General features: G+C 70.1%; 12 protein-coding genes and 1 pseudogene. 11 read left to right on the top strand and 2 right to left on the bottom strand.

What is annotated here, in order from left to right:
• Positions 1-278: 278 nt before the first annotated feature.
• From BJP32_RS16195 to BJP32_RS16145, 11 genes are all read left to right on the top strand, one after another.
• Complete coding sequence (locus tag BJP32_RS16195) at positions 279-755, top strand: division/cell wall cluster transcriptional repressor MraZ (RefSeq protein WP_046653154.1); 477 nt, start codon at positions 279-281, stop codon at positions 753-755.
• Positions 752-1,714 carry a 16S rRNA (cytosine(1402)-N(4))-methyltransferase RsmH gene (rsmH, locus tag BJP32_RS16190; protein ID WP_046653156.1) on the top strand — a complete coding sequence of 321 codons (963 nt, stop codon included), beginning with the start codon at positions 752-754 and terminating at the stop codon, positions 1,712-1,714. The genes BJP32_RS16195 and rsmH overlap by 4 nt, the downstream gene beginning before the upstream one ends.
• Positions 1,711-2,109, top strand: a complete 399-nt coding sequence (locus tag BJP32_RS16185; protein WP_003165840.1) for a hypothetical protein — start codon at positions 1,711-1,713, stop codon at positions 2,107-2,109. The genes rsmH and BJP32_RS16185 overlap by 4 nt, the downstream gene beginning before the upstream one ends.
• Positions 2,106-3,884 carry a penicillin-binding protein 2 gene (locus BJP32_RS16180; protein ID WP_003165839.1) on the top strand — a complete coding sequence of 593 codons (1,779 nt, stop codon included), beginning with the start codon at positions 2,106-2,108 and terminating at the stop codon, positions 3,882-3,884. The genes BJP32_RS16185 and BJP32_RS16180 overlap by 4 nt, the downstream gene beginning before the upstream one ends.
• The gene (locus BJP32_RS16175; protein WP_076224832.1) at positions 3,881-5,338 is read left to right on the top strand and encodes a UDP-N-acetylmuramoyl-L-alanyl-D-glutamate--2,6-diaminopimelate ligase; all 1,458 of its coding nucleotides are present in this window, start codon (positions 3,881-3,883) and stop codon (positions 5,336-5,338) included. Before BJP32_RS16180 ends, BJP32_RS16175 begins: the two co-directional genes overlap by 4 nt.
• Positions 5,331-6,770, top strand: coding sequence for a UDP-N-acetylmuramoyl-tripeptide--D-alanyl-D-alanine ligase (murF, locus tag BJP32_RS16170; RefSeq protein ID WP_046653159.1), 1,440 nt, complete (start codon positions 5,331-5,333; stop codon positions 6,768-6,770). Before BJP32_RS16175 ends, murF begins: the two co-directional genes overlap by 8 nt.
• A complete protein-coding gene (mraY, locus tag BJP32_RS16165; protein ID WP_003165834.1) occupies positions 6,770-7,879 on the top strand; it encodes a phospho-N-acetylmuramoyl-pentapeptide-transferase in 1,110 nt (369 codons plus the stop codon). The genes murF and mraY overlap by 1 nt, the downstream gene beginning before the upstream one ends.
• Before the next feature lie 4 nt (positions 7,880-7,883).
• On the top strand, positions 7,884-9,404 hold the full coding sequence (murD, locus tag BJP32_RS16160) for a UDP-N-acetylmuramoyl-L-alanine--D-glutamate ligase (protein WP_046653160.1): 1,521 nt from the start codon (positions 7,884-7,886) through the stop codon (positions 9,402-9,404).
• A complete protein-coding gene (gene ftsW, locus BJP32_RS16155; protein WP_046653161.1) occupies positions 9,401-10,582 on the top strand; it encodes a putative lipid II flippase FtsW in 1,182 nt (393 codons plus the stop codon). The genes murD and ftsW overlap by 4 nt, the downstream gene beginning before the upstream one ends.
• Positions 10,583-10,595: 13 nt before the next feature.
• Entirely contained in the window at positions 10,596-11,681 is a 1,086-nt protein-coding gene (gene murG / locus BJP32_RS16150; protein WP_046653162.1) for an undecaprenyldiphospho-muramoylpentapeptide beta-N-acetylglucosaminyltransferase, read from the top strand.
• Between the two features lie 257 nt (positions 11,682-11,938).
• Complete coding sequence (locus BJP32_RS16145; RefSeq protein ID WP_076224830.1) at positions 11,939-13,069, top strand: mechanosensitive ion channel family protein; 1,131 nt, start codon at positions 11,939-11,941, stop codon at positions 13,067-13,069.
• Position 13,070: 1 nt separating this feature from the next.
• On the opposite strand, the gene BJP32_RS16140 is transcribed toward BJP32_RS16145, so the two are convergent.
• Together BJP32_RS16140 and BJP32_RS16135 are read right to left on the bottom strand one after the other, a co-directional pair.
• A complete protein-coding gene (locus tag BJP32_RS16140) occupies positions 13,071-14,201 on the bottom strand; it encodes a DUF2336 domain-containing protein (RefSeq protein ID WP_076224828.1) in 1,131 nt (376 codons plus the stop codon).
• A pseudogene (locus tag BJP32_RS16135) lies at positions 14,198-14,825 on the bottom strand (hypothetical protein); the annotation flags it as partial. The gene BJP32_RS16140 and the pseudogene BJP32_RS16135, both read right to left, overlap by 4 nt.

Below are 14,825 nucleotides of genomic sequence, written 5' to 3'. Positions count from 1 at the left end.
CGGGAGAGGGATGCTCATTAACCATTCCGTTGAAATCAAGGCGTTAGAACCCGTCCACAGGCTGTGAATACTCATTTTGTTCTGTGTATGTTCTGATTTTACAGTCTCCACGACGCTGATCGAACCGCAAATTAGGTTAAAGGGCGTCAACTAATCCCATTGAGGCCCATTCTGTCCCATGCTATCCCAATGGCTCATGAGTAGGGGCTGAAAGCCCGACGCGTGGGCTTTCTTCAACGGATTTCAGGGACGGGCCGCAGGGTTCGATAGGGCAGGGCGTGTTTCTCTCGACCTACGAGAAGCAGCTGGACGGCAAGCGCCGTCTCCTGATCCCTCAGGAATTCCGCACGGCCGAGAACGGCGCCGAGCACGGCGTCTTCTGCTTTCCCTCCATCGAAGCCGATTGCCTGGAAGCGGGCGGCGACAAGCTGTTCGCCGAATATCGCGCGGTGATCGAAAGCCTGCCGTTCGGCGATCCCTACCGCTCGGCGCTGGAGGCCTCGATCTTCGGCGAGCAGAAGCCGCTGGCCTATGACTCGGGCGGGCGCATCACCCTGCCGGAGCATCTGTGCGCCGAGGTCGACCTGTCCGACACGGTCGTCATCTACGGCGTCGGCGAGCGTTTCCAGATCTGGAACAAGGACAAGTGGGCCGCGCACCGCGCCGAGCAGCGCCGCATGGCGCGCGAGGGCCTGAAGCAGTTCGGCGAGATGCGGCGTCAGGCGATGGCGGCGAAGACGGGAGGGGCGGCATGACCTCTCCGCACGCGCCTGTCCTGCTGGCCGAGGTGATCGAGGCGCTCGATCCCAAGCCGGGCGATGTGATCATTGACGCCACCTTCGGCGCGGGCGGCTATACGCGCGCCATTCTGGAGCGCGGGGCGGATGTGGTGGCGCTGGATCGCGACCCGACGGTGCAGCCGTTCGCGGACGCCGTGGCGCGCGATTTTTCCGGGCAGTTCCAGCTGATCCGCACGCCCTTCTCGGCGCTGGCCGAGGCGTTTGAGGAGAGCGGCAAGGCCAAGCTGGACGGCGCCGTCTTCGACATCGGCGTCTCGTCCATGCAGCTGGATCAGGCCGAGCGCGGCTTCTCCTTCATGCGCGACGGGCCGCTGGACATGCGGATGAGCGATGAGGGCGCGACCGCCGCCGATATCGTCAACACCTGGGACCACGGGCCGCTGGCCCATATCTTCAAGCTGTACGGCGACGAGCGCCAGTCGGGCCGGGTCGCTACCGCCATCCTGCGCCGCCGGGTCGAGCAGCCGTTCACTCGCACCCTCGATCTGGCCGAGGTGGTTGAGAAGGCCCTGGGCGGGCGTCGCGGCGCCGCCATCCATCCGGCCACGCGGGTGTTTCAGGCCCTGCGCATCGCCGTTAACGACGAGTTGGGCGAGCTGGAGCGCGGGTTGGAGGCGGCCGAAGCGACGTTGGCGCCGGGCGGACGGCTGGTGGTCGTCACCTTCCATTCGCTGGAAGATCGCATGGTCAAGGCCTTCCTGACCGAGCGCACCGGCAATGCGCCGGGCGGATCGCGCCATGCGCCGGTCGCGGTCGAGACGCGCAAGCCCAGCTTCGACCTGTTGTTCAAGGGCGCGCGCGAAGCGGGCGAGCCCGAACTGGCCTCCAACCCTCGCGCCCGCTCGGCCAAGATCCGCGCGGCCGTGCGGACGGACGCCCCGGCCTGGGGCGCGATGAAGGGGAGGGCCGCATGATCGCCATGCCCGCCCCCATCAAGCGCCTGTTCGAGTGGAAGGTGCGCGGCGTGCGCTGCGTCGAGATCATCGGCGTGGCCTGCGTCCTGGCGCTGGTCTTCTCGGTCTATATCGCCAAGGCGGCCGCCGCCCGTGAAAGCGCCGAGATCAGCAGCCTGGAGCGCGACATTCGCGAGAACCGCGAGCGGGTGCGTCTGCTGCGCGCCGAGGTCACGCGGCTGGAGCAGCCCGCGCGGCTGGAGGCCCTGTCGCGCGAGATCGGCCTGGGTCCGGTCGATGTGAAGAAGCAGGCGGGCGAGGCGGCCCTGCCCGCGATCGCGCCCCCGCCGGCTGAAAAGCTCGCCGCCGCGCCCGTCGCTGCATCTGCGGCGTCTGCTGCGGGGGCCGTGCAATGAGCGTGCATGACCATCACGGCATGGGCTATCGCGGCCGCCCGCAGGCGACCTTCGGCGGCGCGGTCTCGGCCTGGGGGCGCTGGGTCGCCTCGATCGTCTGGAATCTGGAGCATTCGTTCGAGCGCGCCCGCGCCGACGCCCGCCCGGAAGAAGACACCCGCGTCCGCATCTTCCTGATCATGGCGGCCTTCTGCGCCGTCTTCGCCTGCCTGGCCCTGGGCGCGGCGCACGCGGCCCTGCTGGCGCCTGCGCGCGGGGCGGGGGCGGGCTTCCATCCCGGCGCCCTGACGCGCGCCGATCTGGTGGATCGCAACGGTCAGCTGCTGGCGACCAACATCACCCACTACGGCCTCTACATCGACCCGCGCGAGGTCTGGGACATTCCGGCGGCCAAGGCCCAGCTGCGTCGCGCCCTGCCGCGCATTTCGGCTGCGCGTCTGGACCGGGTGATGAGCGGCGAGCGCCGTCTGATCGCCCTGAACGGCCTGACGCCGTCCGAGCGTCGGGCGGTCCACGCCCTGGCCCTGGGCGGAGTGACGTTCGAGCCGGAAGACCGTCGCGTCTATCCGCTGGGAAGCTCGGCCGTGCACCTGATCGGTCGTTCGGACACGGGCGGCCAGGGCGTCGCGGGCGCCGAGCTGGCCTTCGACCAGGAGATCCGCGCGGCGGGCGCCGCCAGCGAGGACTTCCCCCTGTCCATCGACCTGCGGGTTCAGGGCGTGGTCGAGAACGAGCTGGCCATCGCCGCCGAGGAGCACAAGGCCAAGGGCGCCGTCGCCGTGGTCGCCGACGTGCAGACGGGCGAGATCCTGGCCATGGCCTCGTGGCCGACCTATGACGCCAACCGCCGCAACGCCGCGCCGGAAGAGGCCACGCTGAACCGCGTCGTCTCGGCCCACTATGAGATGGGCTCGGTGTTCAAGAGCTTCACCGTCGCCGCCGGCATCGACACCGGCCGGGCCGACATGAACACCCTGTTCGACGCCTCCCAGGCGCTGCAGATCGGCAAGCGACGCATCACCGACTTCCACGCCACCAACAAGGTGCTGACGCTGGAGGAGGTCTATCTGCATTCGTCCAACATCGGCACCTCGCGACTGGCGGTCGAGATGGGCGGCGATGTGATGCGCGACTATTTCCGCCGTCTGGGCCTGCTGGACGCCGCCCCGATCGAGCTGAAGGAATCGGCCGCCCCGCCTAAGGTCAGGAAGTGGGACGACAGCACCCTGGCGTCGCTGTCGTTCGGCTACGGCATCATGGTCACGCCGATCCAGTATGTGTCGGCCTATGGCGCGCTGGTGAACGGCGGGCGCTATGTGCCGCCGACCCTGCGCAAGGGCGGGCGTCCGAACGCCCAGACGCATCAGGTCGTCTCGCCCGAGACGTCTGCCGTCATGCTGGACCTGATGCGCCGCAACGTCACGCGCGGCTCGGGCCGGTTCGCCGACGCGCCGGGTCTGCGCATGGGCGGCAAGACGGGTTCGGCCAACAAGCTGGTCAACGGCCGCTATAATCCGGCGGTGGCCGTCGGCTCCTTCGCCGGGGTCTTCCCCGCCGACGGGCCGGTGGACGCCAAGCGCTACACCGTCTTCGTTCTGATGGACGAGCCGGGCGTCTATCCGCGCACCGGCGGCTATGTCGCCGCGCCCGCCGTGGGCCGCATCGCCGACCGCATCGCGGGCTTCCTGGGCGTCGAGCGCAAGGCCGACCGCTGGTCCACCGCCCTGGGCGAAAAGATCCCCGAGTTCCAGGACGTGGAGGGCGACGGCCGATGAGCCAGCTGCGCCTTTCCGAACTGCTGCGCCGCGACGTGGCCTCGGACCCGGAGATCACCGCCGTCACCGCCGACAGCCGCCAGGTCGTGCCCGGCGCCCTGTTCGTCGCCCTGCCGGGGACGCAGGCCGACGGCCGCGCCTTCATTCCGCAGGCCCTGGCGAAAGGGGCCGCCGCCGTGCTGGCGCCGTCGGACACGCCCGCGGGGGCGGCGCCGGTTCTGGTCGGGTCGGGCGACGTGCACCGGGCCTACGCCATCGCCGCGCGCGCCTTCTACGGCGCCCAGCCGCGCACCTGCGTCGCGATCACGGGCACCAACGGCAAGACCTCGGTCGCCAACTTCTGCCGCCAGATCTGGGCATGGCTCGGCCTGAAGTCGGCCAGCATGGGCACCCTGGGCGTCGTCGGCCAGAAGGGCGACAAGACCTACGCCCTGACCGGCCCCGGCCTGACCAGCCCCGACGCCGCCGAGGCCGCGCGCCTGCTGGCCGAACTGGCCCGCAAGGAGGTGACGCACCTGGCGCTGGAAGCCTCGTCCCACGGCATCGACCAGCGGCGTCTGGACGGGGTGGCGATCAAGGCGGCGGGCTTCACCAACCTGACGCAGGACCACCTCGACTATCACGGCACGATGGACGAGTACCGCGCCGCCAAGATGCGCCTGTTCGAGGCCCTGCTGCCGCGCGGGCGTACGGCGGTGCTGAACGCGGATTCCGACGCCTATTCGGCCTTCGCCTCGGCCTCGATCATGGCGGGTCTGGGCGTGATGGGCGTCGGCGAGCGCGGGCGCGACCTGACCCTGCTGGCGCGCCGGGCGACGCCGGAAGGCCAGCGCCTGACCCTCGACGTGCGCGGCCGGGTGCATGACGTCCTGCTGCCGCTGGCGGGGGCGTTTCAGGCGTCGAACGCCCTGGTGGCGGCGGGCCTGTGCATCGCCGGCGGCGAAGACCCGGACCGCGTGATCCCGGCGCTGGAGCTGATCCAGGGCGCGCAGGGCCGCCTGCAACGCATTCCCGGCGGCGCGCGCGGCGGCGAGGTCTATGTCGACTACGCCCACACCCCCGACGGGCTGGAGACGGTGCTGAACGCGCTTCGTCCCCACGCGACCGGCCGTCTGATCGTGGTCTTCGGCGCGGGCGGCGACCGCGACCGGGCCAAGCGTCCCCTGATGGGCGAGATCGCCGGGCGTCTGGCCGATACGGCCATCGTCACCGACGACAACCCGCGTTCCGAAGACCCCGCCGCTATCCGCGCCCAGGTGCGCGCAGGCTGCCCCGACGCGCTGGAGATCGGCGACCGCCGCGAGGCCATCCGCCACGCCGTATCCCTGATGCGCGAAGGAGATGTGGTCGTGATCGCCGGAAAAGGGCATGAACAGGGACAGATCGTCGGCGGGGTCGTGCATCCCTTCGACGACGCCGCCGAAGCGACCGAAGCCCTGAAAGATCATGCCTGACGCACACACGCCGCTCTGGACCGCCGAAGCGATCGCCTCGGCGACCGGAGGACGGCTTCATGGACCCGACGCCACTGTCTCGGGCCTGACTTACAACAGCCGCGAGATCCAGCCGGGCGACCTGTTCCTGGCCCTGCACGGCGCGCGCGACGGGCATGAGTTCGCCGCGGCCGCCTTTGCGGCGGGCGCGACGGTGGCGCTGGTCGACCGGCCCGTCGAGGGCGGGCCCTATGTGCTGGTTCTCGACACCTTGAAAGGCTTGGAGGCGCTGGGCGTCGCTGCGCGCGACCGCGCCCGCCTGCGCGGCGCCGTCACCGGCAGCGTCGGCAAGACCAGCGTGACCCAGGCGATCAAGGCGGGCCTCGATCTGGCGGGATCAAGCCACGCCTCGATCAAGAGCTACAACAACCACATCGGCGTGCCGCTGACGCTGGCGCGGACGCCGCAGGGCACGGACCGCGCCGTGTTCGAGATCGGCATGAACCATCCGGGCGAGATCGGGCCGCTGTCGGCCTTCGTGCGCCCGCACGCCGCCTGCGTCACCACGGTCGGGCCGGTGCACATCGAGGCCTTCGCCGACGGCGAGGCGGGTGTGGCGCGCGAAAAGGCCGCCATCTTCGAGGGGCTGACGCCGGGCGGGATCGCCGTGGTCAACGCCGCCGACGCCCATGCCGACATCGTGCGTCAGGGGGCGGAGAAGGCCGGGGCCGTGGTGCGGACCTTCGGCCATGCGGCGGGCTGCGACGCGCGCCTGCTGGACTTCGTGGCGGACAGCGAGGGCGCGACCGTCGCGGCCGAACTGGACGGACGGCGCATCGAATATCGCCTCGCTCAATCGGGCGTGCACTGGGGGCTGAACAGCCTGTGTGTCATCCTGATGCTGCAGGCGCTGGACGTGTCGCTGGAAACGGCGCTTCAGGCGTTGGCGGGGTTCCAGCCGCTGGCCGGGCGCGGGCAGTTGAAGACGGTCGCCTTTCCCGGCGGGACGTTCACCCTGATCGACGAGAGCTACAACGCCAATCCGCTGTCGATGAAGGCGGGCTTCGTCAGCCTGGGCGCCAAGCCGGTGGGGCCGGGCGGTCGCCGGGTCGTGGTGCTGACCGACATGCTGGAGCTGGGCGAACACAGCCGCGCTCTGCACGAAGGTCTGGCCCCCGCCATCGTCGCCGCTGGTCTGGACCTGGTGCATACGGCCGGGCCGCAGATGCGCCTGCTGCATGATGCCCTGGCGCCTGCGCTGCGCGGAGAATGGCGCGAGACCGCCGCCGAACTGGCCGCCGAGGCCGCGACCCTGATCCAGCCGGGCGATGTGGTCATGGTCAAAGGCTCGAACGGGTCGAAGGCCTCGCTGGTCGCGGCCGCGCTTGCAAATCTCGGCGTGGCCGAACAAGAGGCGCGCGTCGCCGCCGAGGCCCAAGGGAAGTCCGCCTGATGTTCTATTTGCTCTATCTCTATTACGCGGACATCGCGCAGGAATATCCGCTGCTCCACCTGATCCAGTATCAGACGGTGCGCGTGGCCCTGGCCATGGCCACGGCCATGATCGTGGCCGTGGCCATGGGCAGCCGCTTCATCAACTGGATCCGCGCCAAGCAGGGCCGGGGCCAGCCGATCCGCGACGACGGCCCGGTGTCGCACCTGTCCAAGGTCGGCACCCCCACCATGGGCGGGCTGATGATCCTGGCGGGCATCGGCGTGGCCGTGCTGCTGTGGGGCGACCTGACCAACCCCTATATCTGGATCGTCTCGGGCGTGACGGCGGCCTTCGGGGTGCTGGGCTTCATCGACGACTACGCCAAGGTGACGAAGCAGACCTCGGCCGGGCTGACGTCCAAGCAGAAGTTGTTGGCCCAGACGGTCGTGGCCGTGATCGCCGGCGTCCTGACCGTGCTGTGGATGACCCATTCCCCGACCTCGCCGGGGCTTGAGACCTCGATCGCCTTCCCCTTCCTGAAGGCGGTGCTGCTGAACATCGGCTGGTTCTATGTGGCCTTTGCGGCCTTCACCATCATCGGCTTCTCGAACGCGGTGAACCTGACCGACGGCCTGGACGGCCTGGCCATCGTGCCGGTGATGATGGCGGCGGGCGCCTTCGGCATCATCTCCTACCTGGTCGGCAACTTCCTGTTCGCGGACTATCTGCAGGTCCACCACGTGCCCGGCGCGGGCGAGCTGGCCATCTTCTGCGCCGCCATCATCGGCGGGGGCATGGGCTTCCTTTGGTACAACGCCCCGCCGGCCAAGATCTTCATGGGCGACACCGGCTCTCTGGCTCTGGGCGGCGCCCTGGGCTCGATGGCCGTGGCGACCAAGCACGAGCTGGTGCTGGGCATCGTCGGCGGCCTGTTCGTGGTCGAGGCGGCCTCGGTGATGATCCAGGTCGGCTACTTCAAGCTGACGGGCAAGCGCATCTTCCTGATGGCGCCGATCCACCACCATTTTGAGAAGATGGGCTGGCCGGAATCGACCGTCGTCATCCGTTTCTGGATCGTCGCCGCCATGCTGGCGCTGCTCGGTCTGGCCACGCTGAAGCTGCGTTGAGCCGATGATCCCCGTTCCCGGCTTCGAGGGGCGTCGCGTTGCGGTCTTCGGCCTGGGGCGGTCGGGGATCACGGCGGCGCGCGCGCTGCAGGCGGGCGGGGCCATCCCCGTGCTGTGGGACGACGGCGTCTCGGGTCGGATGCAGGCCGAGGCGGAAGGCTTCCTGGTCGAGGATCTGACGCGGGCCAACTGGTCCGGGTTCGCCGCCCTGGTGCTGTCGCCGGGCGCGCCGCTGACCCATCCCAAGCCGCACTGGAGCGTCGAGCGCGCTCATGAGGCGGGCGTGCCGGTCATCGGCGATGTGGAGCTGTTCGCGCGGGCGCTGGCCGCCTTGCCGCAAGGGGAGCGGCCGCGCGTGGTCGCCATCACCGGCACCAACGGCAAGTCGACGACCACGGCCCTGATCGGCTGGGTGCTGAAGCAGGCGGGCCTCAGCGTCCACATCGGCGGCAATATCGGCATCGGCGTGCTGGCCCTGCCGGAGCCGACGGCGGATGCGGTCTATGTGATCGAGGTGTCGTCCTATCAGCTGGACCTGACGACGGGCTTCGCGCCGGATGTGGCGATCCTGACCAATGTGTCGCCGGACCATCTGGACCGCCACGGCGGGATGGAGGGCTATGTCGCCGCCAAGCGCAGGATTTTTCAGGCGCAGGATGGTGAGGCGCTGGCGCTGGTCGGCGTGGACGAGGAGTGGGGCCGGAAGGCTGCGGCGGATCTGCGCGCGCAGGGGCGGCGGGTCGAGACGGTTCTGAGTCTTCCTTCTCCCCTCGTGGGAGAAGGTGGATCGCGCAGCGAGACGGATGAGGGGTTGCTCCCCGTGTCCGGCGACGCGGCTGTGGCTTCGGTTGGCGAGACCCCTCATCCGAGCCCTTCGGGCCCACCTTCTCCCGCAAGGGGAGAAGGGTATGGGGCGGCGGCGGGCGTGTTGACGGCGGGCGGCGACGTGCTGGCCGACCTGACCGCCGCGCGGTCCTTGCCCGGCCGCCACAACGCCCAGAACGCAGCCTTCGCCTATGCGACCGCGCGGGCGCTGGGCGTGTCGCATGAGGCGGTGGTCGAGGGCCTGCTGACCTTCCCCGGCCTGTCGCACCGGATGGAGGCCGTCGGGCGGCTGGGCTCCGTGCGCTTCATCAACGATTCCAAGGCCACCAACGCCGACGCCGCGCGGCAGGCGCTGGCCTCCTACCCGGCTGTCTTCTGGATTGCGGGGGGCAAGGCCAAGGACGGCGGCATCGAAACCTTGCACGACCTCTTCCCGCGCGTGACCAAGGCCTATCTGATCGGAGAGGCGGCGGACGCCTTCGCCGTCACCCTGGCCGACACGCCGCACGTCGTGGCGCACACGATGGAGCGGGCCGTCGAACTGGCCGCCGCCGACGCGGCCGCGGCCGGGGGCGAGCAGGTGGTGCTGCTGTCGCCCGCCTGCGCCAGCTTCGATCAGTTCCCCGATTTCGAGGTCCGGGGCGAGGCGTTCCGCGCCGCCGTCCTGAGCCTGGGCGCACGGCCGGAGCCCGCCGCATGACCCACAACAGCTACAGCCATCCCTTTTCGCGCAACGACCAGAGCCTGATCGCGCGCTGGTTCTGGACGGTGGATCGCGGCCTGCTGGGCGCGGCGCTGACGCTGGTGGGGCTGGGCGTGGCGCTGAGCTTCGCCTCCAGCCCGGCGGCGATCCTGGCTGATGAATCGATCAGCGATCCCTTCCACTATTCGTGGCGGATGATGGTCTTCTCGACCATGGGGCTGATCGCCATGCTGAGCGCCTCGCTGCTGTCGCCGCGCGGGGTGCGGCGGATCGCGGTGCTGGCCCTGTTCTGCGCCATCGTGGTCATGGCGGCCCTGCCTTTCATCGGCGACACGGTGAAGGGGGCGGCGCGCTGGATCAATCTGGGGCCGTTCAGCCTGCAGCCGTCCGAGTTCGCCAAGCCCGGCCTGATCGTCTTCGCCGCCTGGATGTTCGCCGAGGCCCAGAAGGGCGAGGGCGTGCCCGGCGTCAGCATCGCGTTTGGCCTGTGGGCGCTGACGGTCGGCCTGTTGCTGATCCAGCCGGACATCGGCCAGACCCTGCTGATCACCACGACCTTCATGGCCGTCTTCTTCATGGCCGGGGTGCCGCTGAAGTGGGTGGCGGCGCTGGCGGCGGTCGGCGCGGGCGGGGTGGTGTCGCTGTATTTCATGTTCAGCCACATGCGCGACCGTCTGAGCCGCTTCCTGTCGCCCGAGACGACCGACACCCACCAGATCGACCGCGCGTCCGAGGCGATCCGCGCCGGGGGCCTGGTCGGGCGCGGCATCGGCGAGGGGGTGATGAAGCGCCACGTCCCCGACCTGCACACCGACTTCATCTATTCCGTCGGGGCCGAGGAGTTCGGCCTGGTGCTGTCGCTGATCATGATCGGGCTTTACGCCTTCATCGTCATTCGCGGGATGAGGAAGGCGATGAAGCTGAACGACTCTTTCGAACAGACGGCGGCGGCGGGGCTGTTCATGCTGATCGGGCTGCAGGCCTGCATCAACATCGCGGTGAACCTGAACCTGATCCCGACCAAGGGGATGACCCTGCCTTTCATCAGCTATGGCGGGTCGTCCATGATGGCCATGGGGCTGACGATGGGGTTTGCGCTGGCCCTGACCCGGCGTCGTCCGGGCGCCTATGAACTGGGGTCGAACGTCAATCCGCGCCGTCGCCTGCTGCCGTAAGAGAGCATCATCCATGACCAAGGTCTGCGTCGTCGCCGCCGGGGGCACCGGCGGCCATATGTTCCCCGCCGAGGCGCTGGCCCGCGAGATGGCGGCGCGCGGCTGGCGCGTGGTGCTGGCCACCGACAGGCGCGGCGAGCAGTACGCCCACGCCTTCCCCGCCGAAGAGCGGCTGGCGCTGGATGCGGCGACCGGGCGCGGTCCCATCGGTCTGATGAAGGCCGGGCTGGCGATCCTGAAGGGCGTGGGGCAGGCCAAGGCGGCGTTCCAGCGCACGGGCGCGGACGTGGTGGTGGGCTTCGGCGGCTATCCGTCGGCGCCGGCCCTGCTGGCGGCGGTGACGACGCGCCGCCCGACCGTCATCCATGAGCAGAACGCCGTGCTGGGCCGCACCAACCGCTATCTGGCGCCCAGCGTGGGCGTGATCGCGGCGGCCTTTCCCACGCTGGGCCGGGCGCCGGACAAGGTGAGGGATCGCGTCCAGCTGGTCGGCAATCCGGTGCGGCCGGACATCCGCGCCCTGTTCGACCGGGCCTATGCCGCGCCGGTCGAAGGCGGACCGATCCACGTGCTGGTGACAGGCGGCAGCCAGGGCGCCCGCATCCTGTCCGAGACCACGCCGCGCGCGCTGGCGGCCCTGCCTGAGGCCATCCGCAACCGTCTGAAGGTGCAGCAGCAGTCGCGGCCCGAGACGCTGGAGACCGCGCGCCAGATCTACCTCGACGCCGGGATCGGGGCCGAGGTCGCCCCCTTCTTCCGCGACATGGCGGATCGGCTGTCGAAGGCGCATCTGGTGATCGGGCGGGCCGGGGCCTCGACCTGTTCGGAGCTGGCGGTGGCGGCCCTGCCGTCGGTGCTGATCCCGCTGAAGATCGCCATGGACGACCATCAGACCCTGAACGCGCGGGCCCTGTCTGAGGCGGGCGCGGCGAAGGTGATCGCCGAGGACGACCTGACGGTCGAGAGCCTGACGGCGGCGCTGACCGCCATTCTGTCCGATCCGGCGGGGCTGGCGGCCATGTCGGCGGCTGCGCGATCCGTGGCGATCCCGGATGCGGCGCAACGGCTGGCGGATCTGGTGGAGGCGGCGGCCTCCTGAACCCTCTCCCGGCGGGAGAGGGCTTGAGCTTCGGAGAGCCGAAGGCGATCCGCCAAGCGAAAGGGTGAGGGGCTTGTCCTGTCAGTCGGCGTAAGCCGTCGCTTGACCGGCCAGTTGCGGCCTTCGGCCGACTTCACCCGCGAACCCTCACCCTTTCGCGCAAGAACGATCGCTAACGCTCTCGTGCGCTCAAGCCCTCTCCCATCGGGAGAGGGAAGCGGGATGACGTGGCTGTTTGGGCCGTCTAACCTCCGCCCATGCCCCAGTTCGTGACCGACCTGACCAACACCATCTTCGCGCTCTGGCGTCAGTTTCACTGGCTGCCGGAATGGGCGGTGATCTCAATCATCACCGTGGTCTTCGTCTTCATCGGCTGGGCGGCCAATCAGGTGGTCTTCGCCCTGCTGAAGCTGGCGGTGCGCAACCGCGACGAGTTCTGGAAGGGGATGCTGAAGCGCGCCCGGCTCAAGGTGCGGATCGCGGTGATGATCATCGCCCTGGCCCTGGCCGTCACCGTGTCGCCGCTGGACCCCGAACCGTCGCTGTTCATCCGGCGCAGCCTGCTGTTCGGCTTCATCCTGGTGTGCGGCTGGATGCTGGCGGGCGCGGTGGACATGGGCGCCATCGTCCACCTGAAGAAGTTCAACATGGAGGCGGAGGACAACCTCTACGCCCGCAAGCACGTCACCCAGACGCGCATCCTGCAACGGGTGGCGGCCATCCTGATCGGCCTGATCACCCTGGGGCTGGCGCTGCTGACCATTCCCGGCGTCAAGCAGTGGGGCCTGTCGCTGCTGGCCTCGGCCGGGGTGGTCGGCATCGTCGCCGGTCTGGCGCTGCAGCCCTTCCTGACCAATCTGATCGCGGGCATCCAGATCGCCACCGCCCAGCCGATCCGCCTGGACGACGCCGTCATCGTCGAGGGCGAGTGGGGCCGGGTGGAGGAGATCACCTCGACCTATGTGGTGGTCAAGCTGTGGGACTGGCGACGCATGGTGCTGCCGCTGACCTACTTCATCCAGAAGCCGTTTCAGAACTGGACGCGCGAGGATTCGCGCCTGATCGGCGTGTCCTTCCTCTATGTGGATTACGAGGCCCCCATCGATCGGCTGCGGATCAAGCTGGAGCAGATCGCCCACGCCTCGCCGCACTGGGACGGCGACGTGGTGGCCCTGCAGGTCACGGACGTCACCGAGCGGACGGCCCAGGTGCGCTGCCTGACCAGCGCGCGCAACGCCTCGGTCGCCTTCGACCTGCGGGCCGAGGTGCGCGAGAAGATGCTGGCCTTCATGCGCGACGAATGCCCCGAGGCCCTGCCGCGCGACCGGATGGATTTCGATCGCGAGCGCCGTCGCCCGGCGCCGCGCCCGACCGGCTACGACGAGTAGATTAGGCCGCCTGCATGGCCTTGCGGGCGCGCCAGAAGCGCAGGGTCCGCAGGGCCGCCTCGCGCGTCAGCTCGTTGTACATCCCGGCATAGGCGCGGGCCTTGCCCATGGCGTTGTCGTCGGTGTTCAGCAGCACCACGGCGTAGGTCAGGAACAGGGCGCGATCCAGGTCCGCCGCCTTGCAGATGACGGCCAGGGCGTCCAGCTCGCGGCGCTCGATGATCTGGCGGGCGGTGTGGAAGTCGACGTCGGCCAGTTGCGACAGGGCGATCAGGAAGGCGGTCTGGCCGCCCGAACGCAGGAAGCGGGCCAGCACCTGAGGCGTCAGCTGGTTGGCGGCGCGCAGTTCCTCGACATAGGCCAGGCTCTCGGCGTAGTCGGCGGGCAGGGCGCCGTCCTCGGCGGCGACGCGCGTGCGGCCCGCGGCCAGGGCGCTTTCCAGCAGGGCCGGGTCCATGCGGGCGTTCTGCTCCAGGATGCGCTGACGCAGCCGGGCCTCGACGTCGAAATAGAGGTCGTTCAGCAGGTCGGGCGGCAGGCTGGCGCGCTCGACCGTGACGGCGTGCAGGGCCGGGTTGGCGCGGGCGCGCTCGACGGCGGTTTCGGTCGCGGCGCGCGACAGGGCGGCGCCTTCGTTGCCCAGAAGCACGCCCAGGGTCTCGTCGTCGCCGCGCTCGACGATGGCGTCGGACACGGCCTCGGACACGGCGGCGCGGCGGCTGACGGCGCGCATATGGCCCTGACCGCGCGAGCGCACCACGCCGATCAGATCGGCCTCGGTCAGCACCGGGGAGGCGGTGAGGACGGGGGCGGCGACGGTCTCGGCCTCGTCATTGGCCAGGCGGCGGATCAGCTGATGCGGGGCGTCCGGCGACTGGGCGAACCGTTCGGCCAGTTCGGCGCGCACGGCCGTTTCCATGGCGTCGGTCAGGTCGGACAGGACGGCGCCGTAGAGGGCGGTCTCGGTCTCCGTACGCTCGGCGGCGCCGAAGAAGCAGTCGGTCAGCTCACGCAGCAGGGCGCGGCGCTTGGGGCTGGACTCCTCCTGCGCCAGGGCGATCAGGTCAGGCAGGCGCGAGCCGGTCTCGGCCGGGGAAGCGACGGAGGGGGAGGGGGCGGCGCCGTCGCTCATGGCAGCATCGGGTCGTCGGCCAGCGGGGCGGCGCGCAGGCGGCCCTGGGCGTCGCGCATCACGGCGGGCGGCTCGGGCGGCTGGGCCAGGTCGTCGGAGGACGGCGTCTCGTTCAGCTCGACCGGCATGGCGTCCAGATAGTTGGGCGCAGGCAGGGGCGTGGCGTCCGGCTGGCGGCCCGCCTGGCGGTGGACGGAATAGTAGCGGGCGCTGCCCTGGGACGGGGCGTCATTGGACGCGGGCTGAGGCGTCGGGACTGCGGGCGTTGCGGGCGCCTGACCCTGAGCCGGAGCGGGCGTCGCAGCGGGCGGCGGGGGCGTGTTCCGGTGCAATTGGAAGATCGGCGCGTCGCGGCGGGGGGCCATCGGGTCGAAGGCCGGGTCGGCCGGAACGGGAGCCGGAGTTGGCGGGGCGGGCGCAGGCTGGACGGGCGGCGTGGGGACGCGCTCAGGAATGCGTTCGGGAACAGGCGCGGGCTGCCGGACCGGCTCAGGAGCGGGTTGCTGGGCCGGTTGGGGCGCGACGGCGCGCGGGGCGGGCTGGACCGGGATGGGCTGGGCTGGCGCAGGCGGCGTCGACATCGGCCGCACAGGCTCGGGCATAGGCATCGGCGCCGGTTCGGGC

It is taken from the genome of Brevundimonas sp. ZS04 (assembly GCF_001956865.1).
Lineage (GTDB): Bacteria > Pseudomonadota > Alphaproteobacteria > Caulobacterales > Caulobacteraceae > Brevundimonas > Brevundimonas diminuta.
This window is presented reverse-complemented; position numbering and strand designations above follow the sequence as displayed.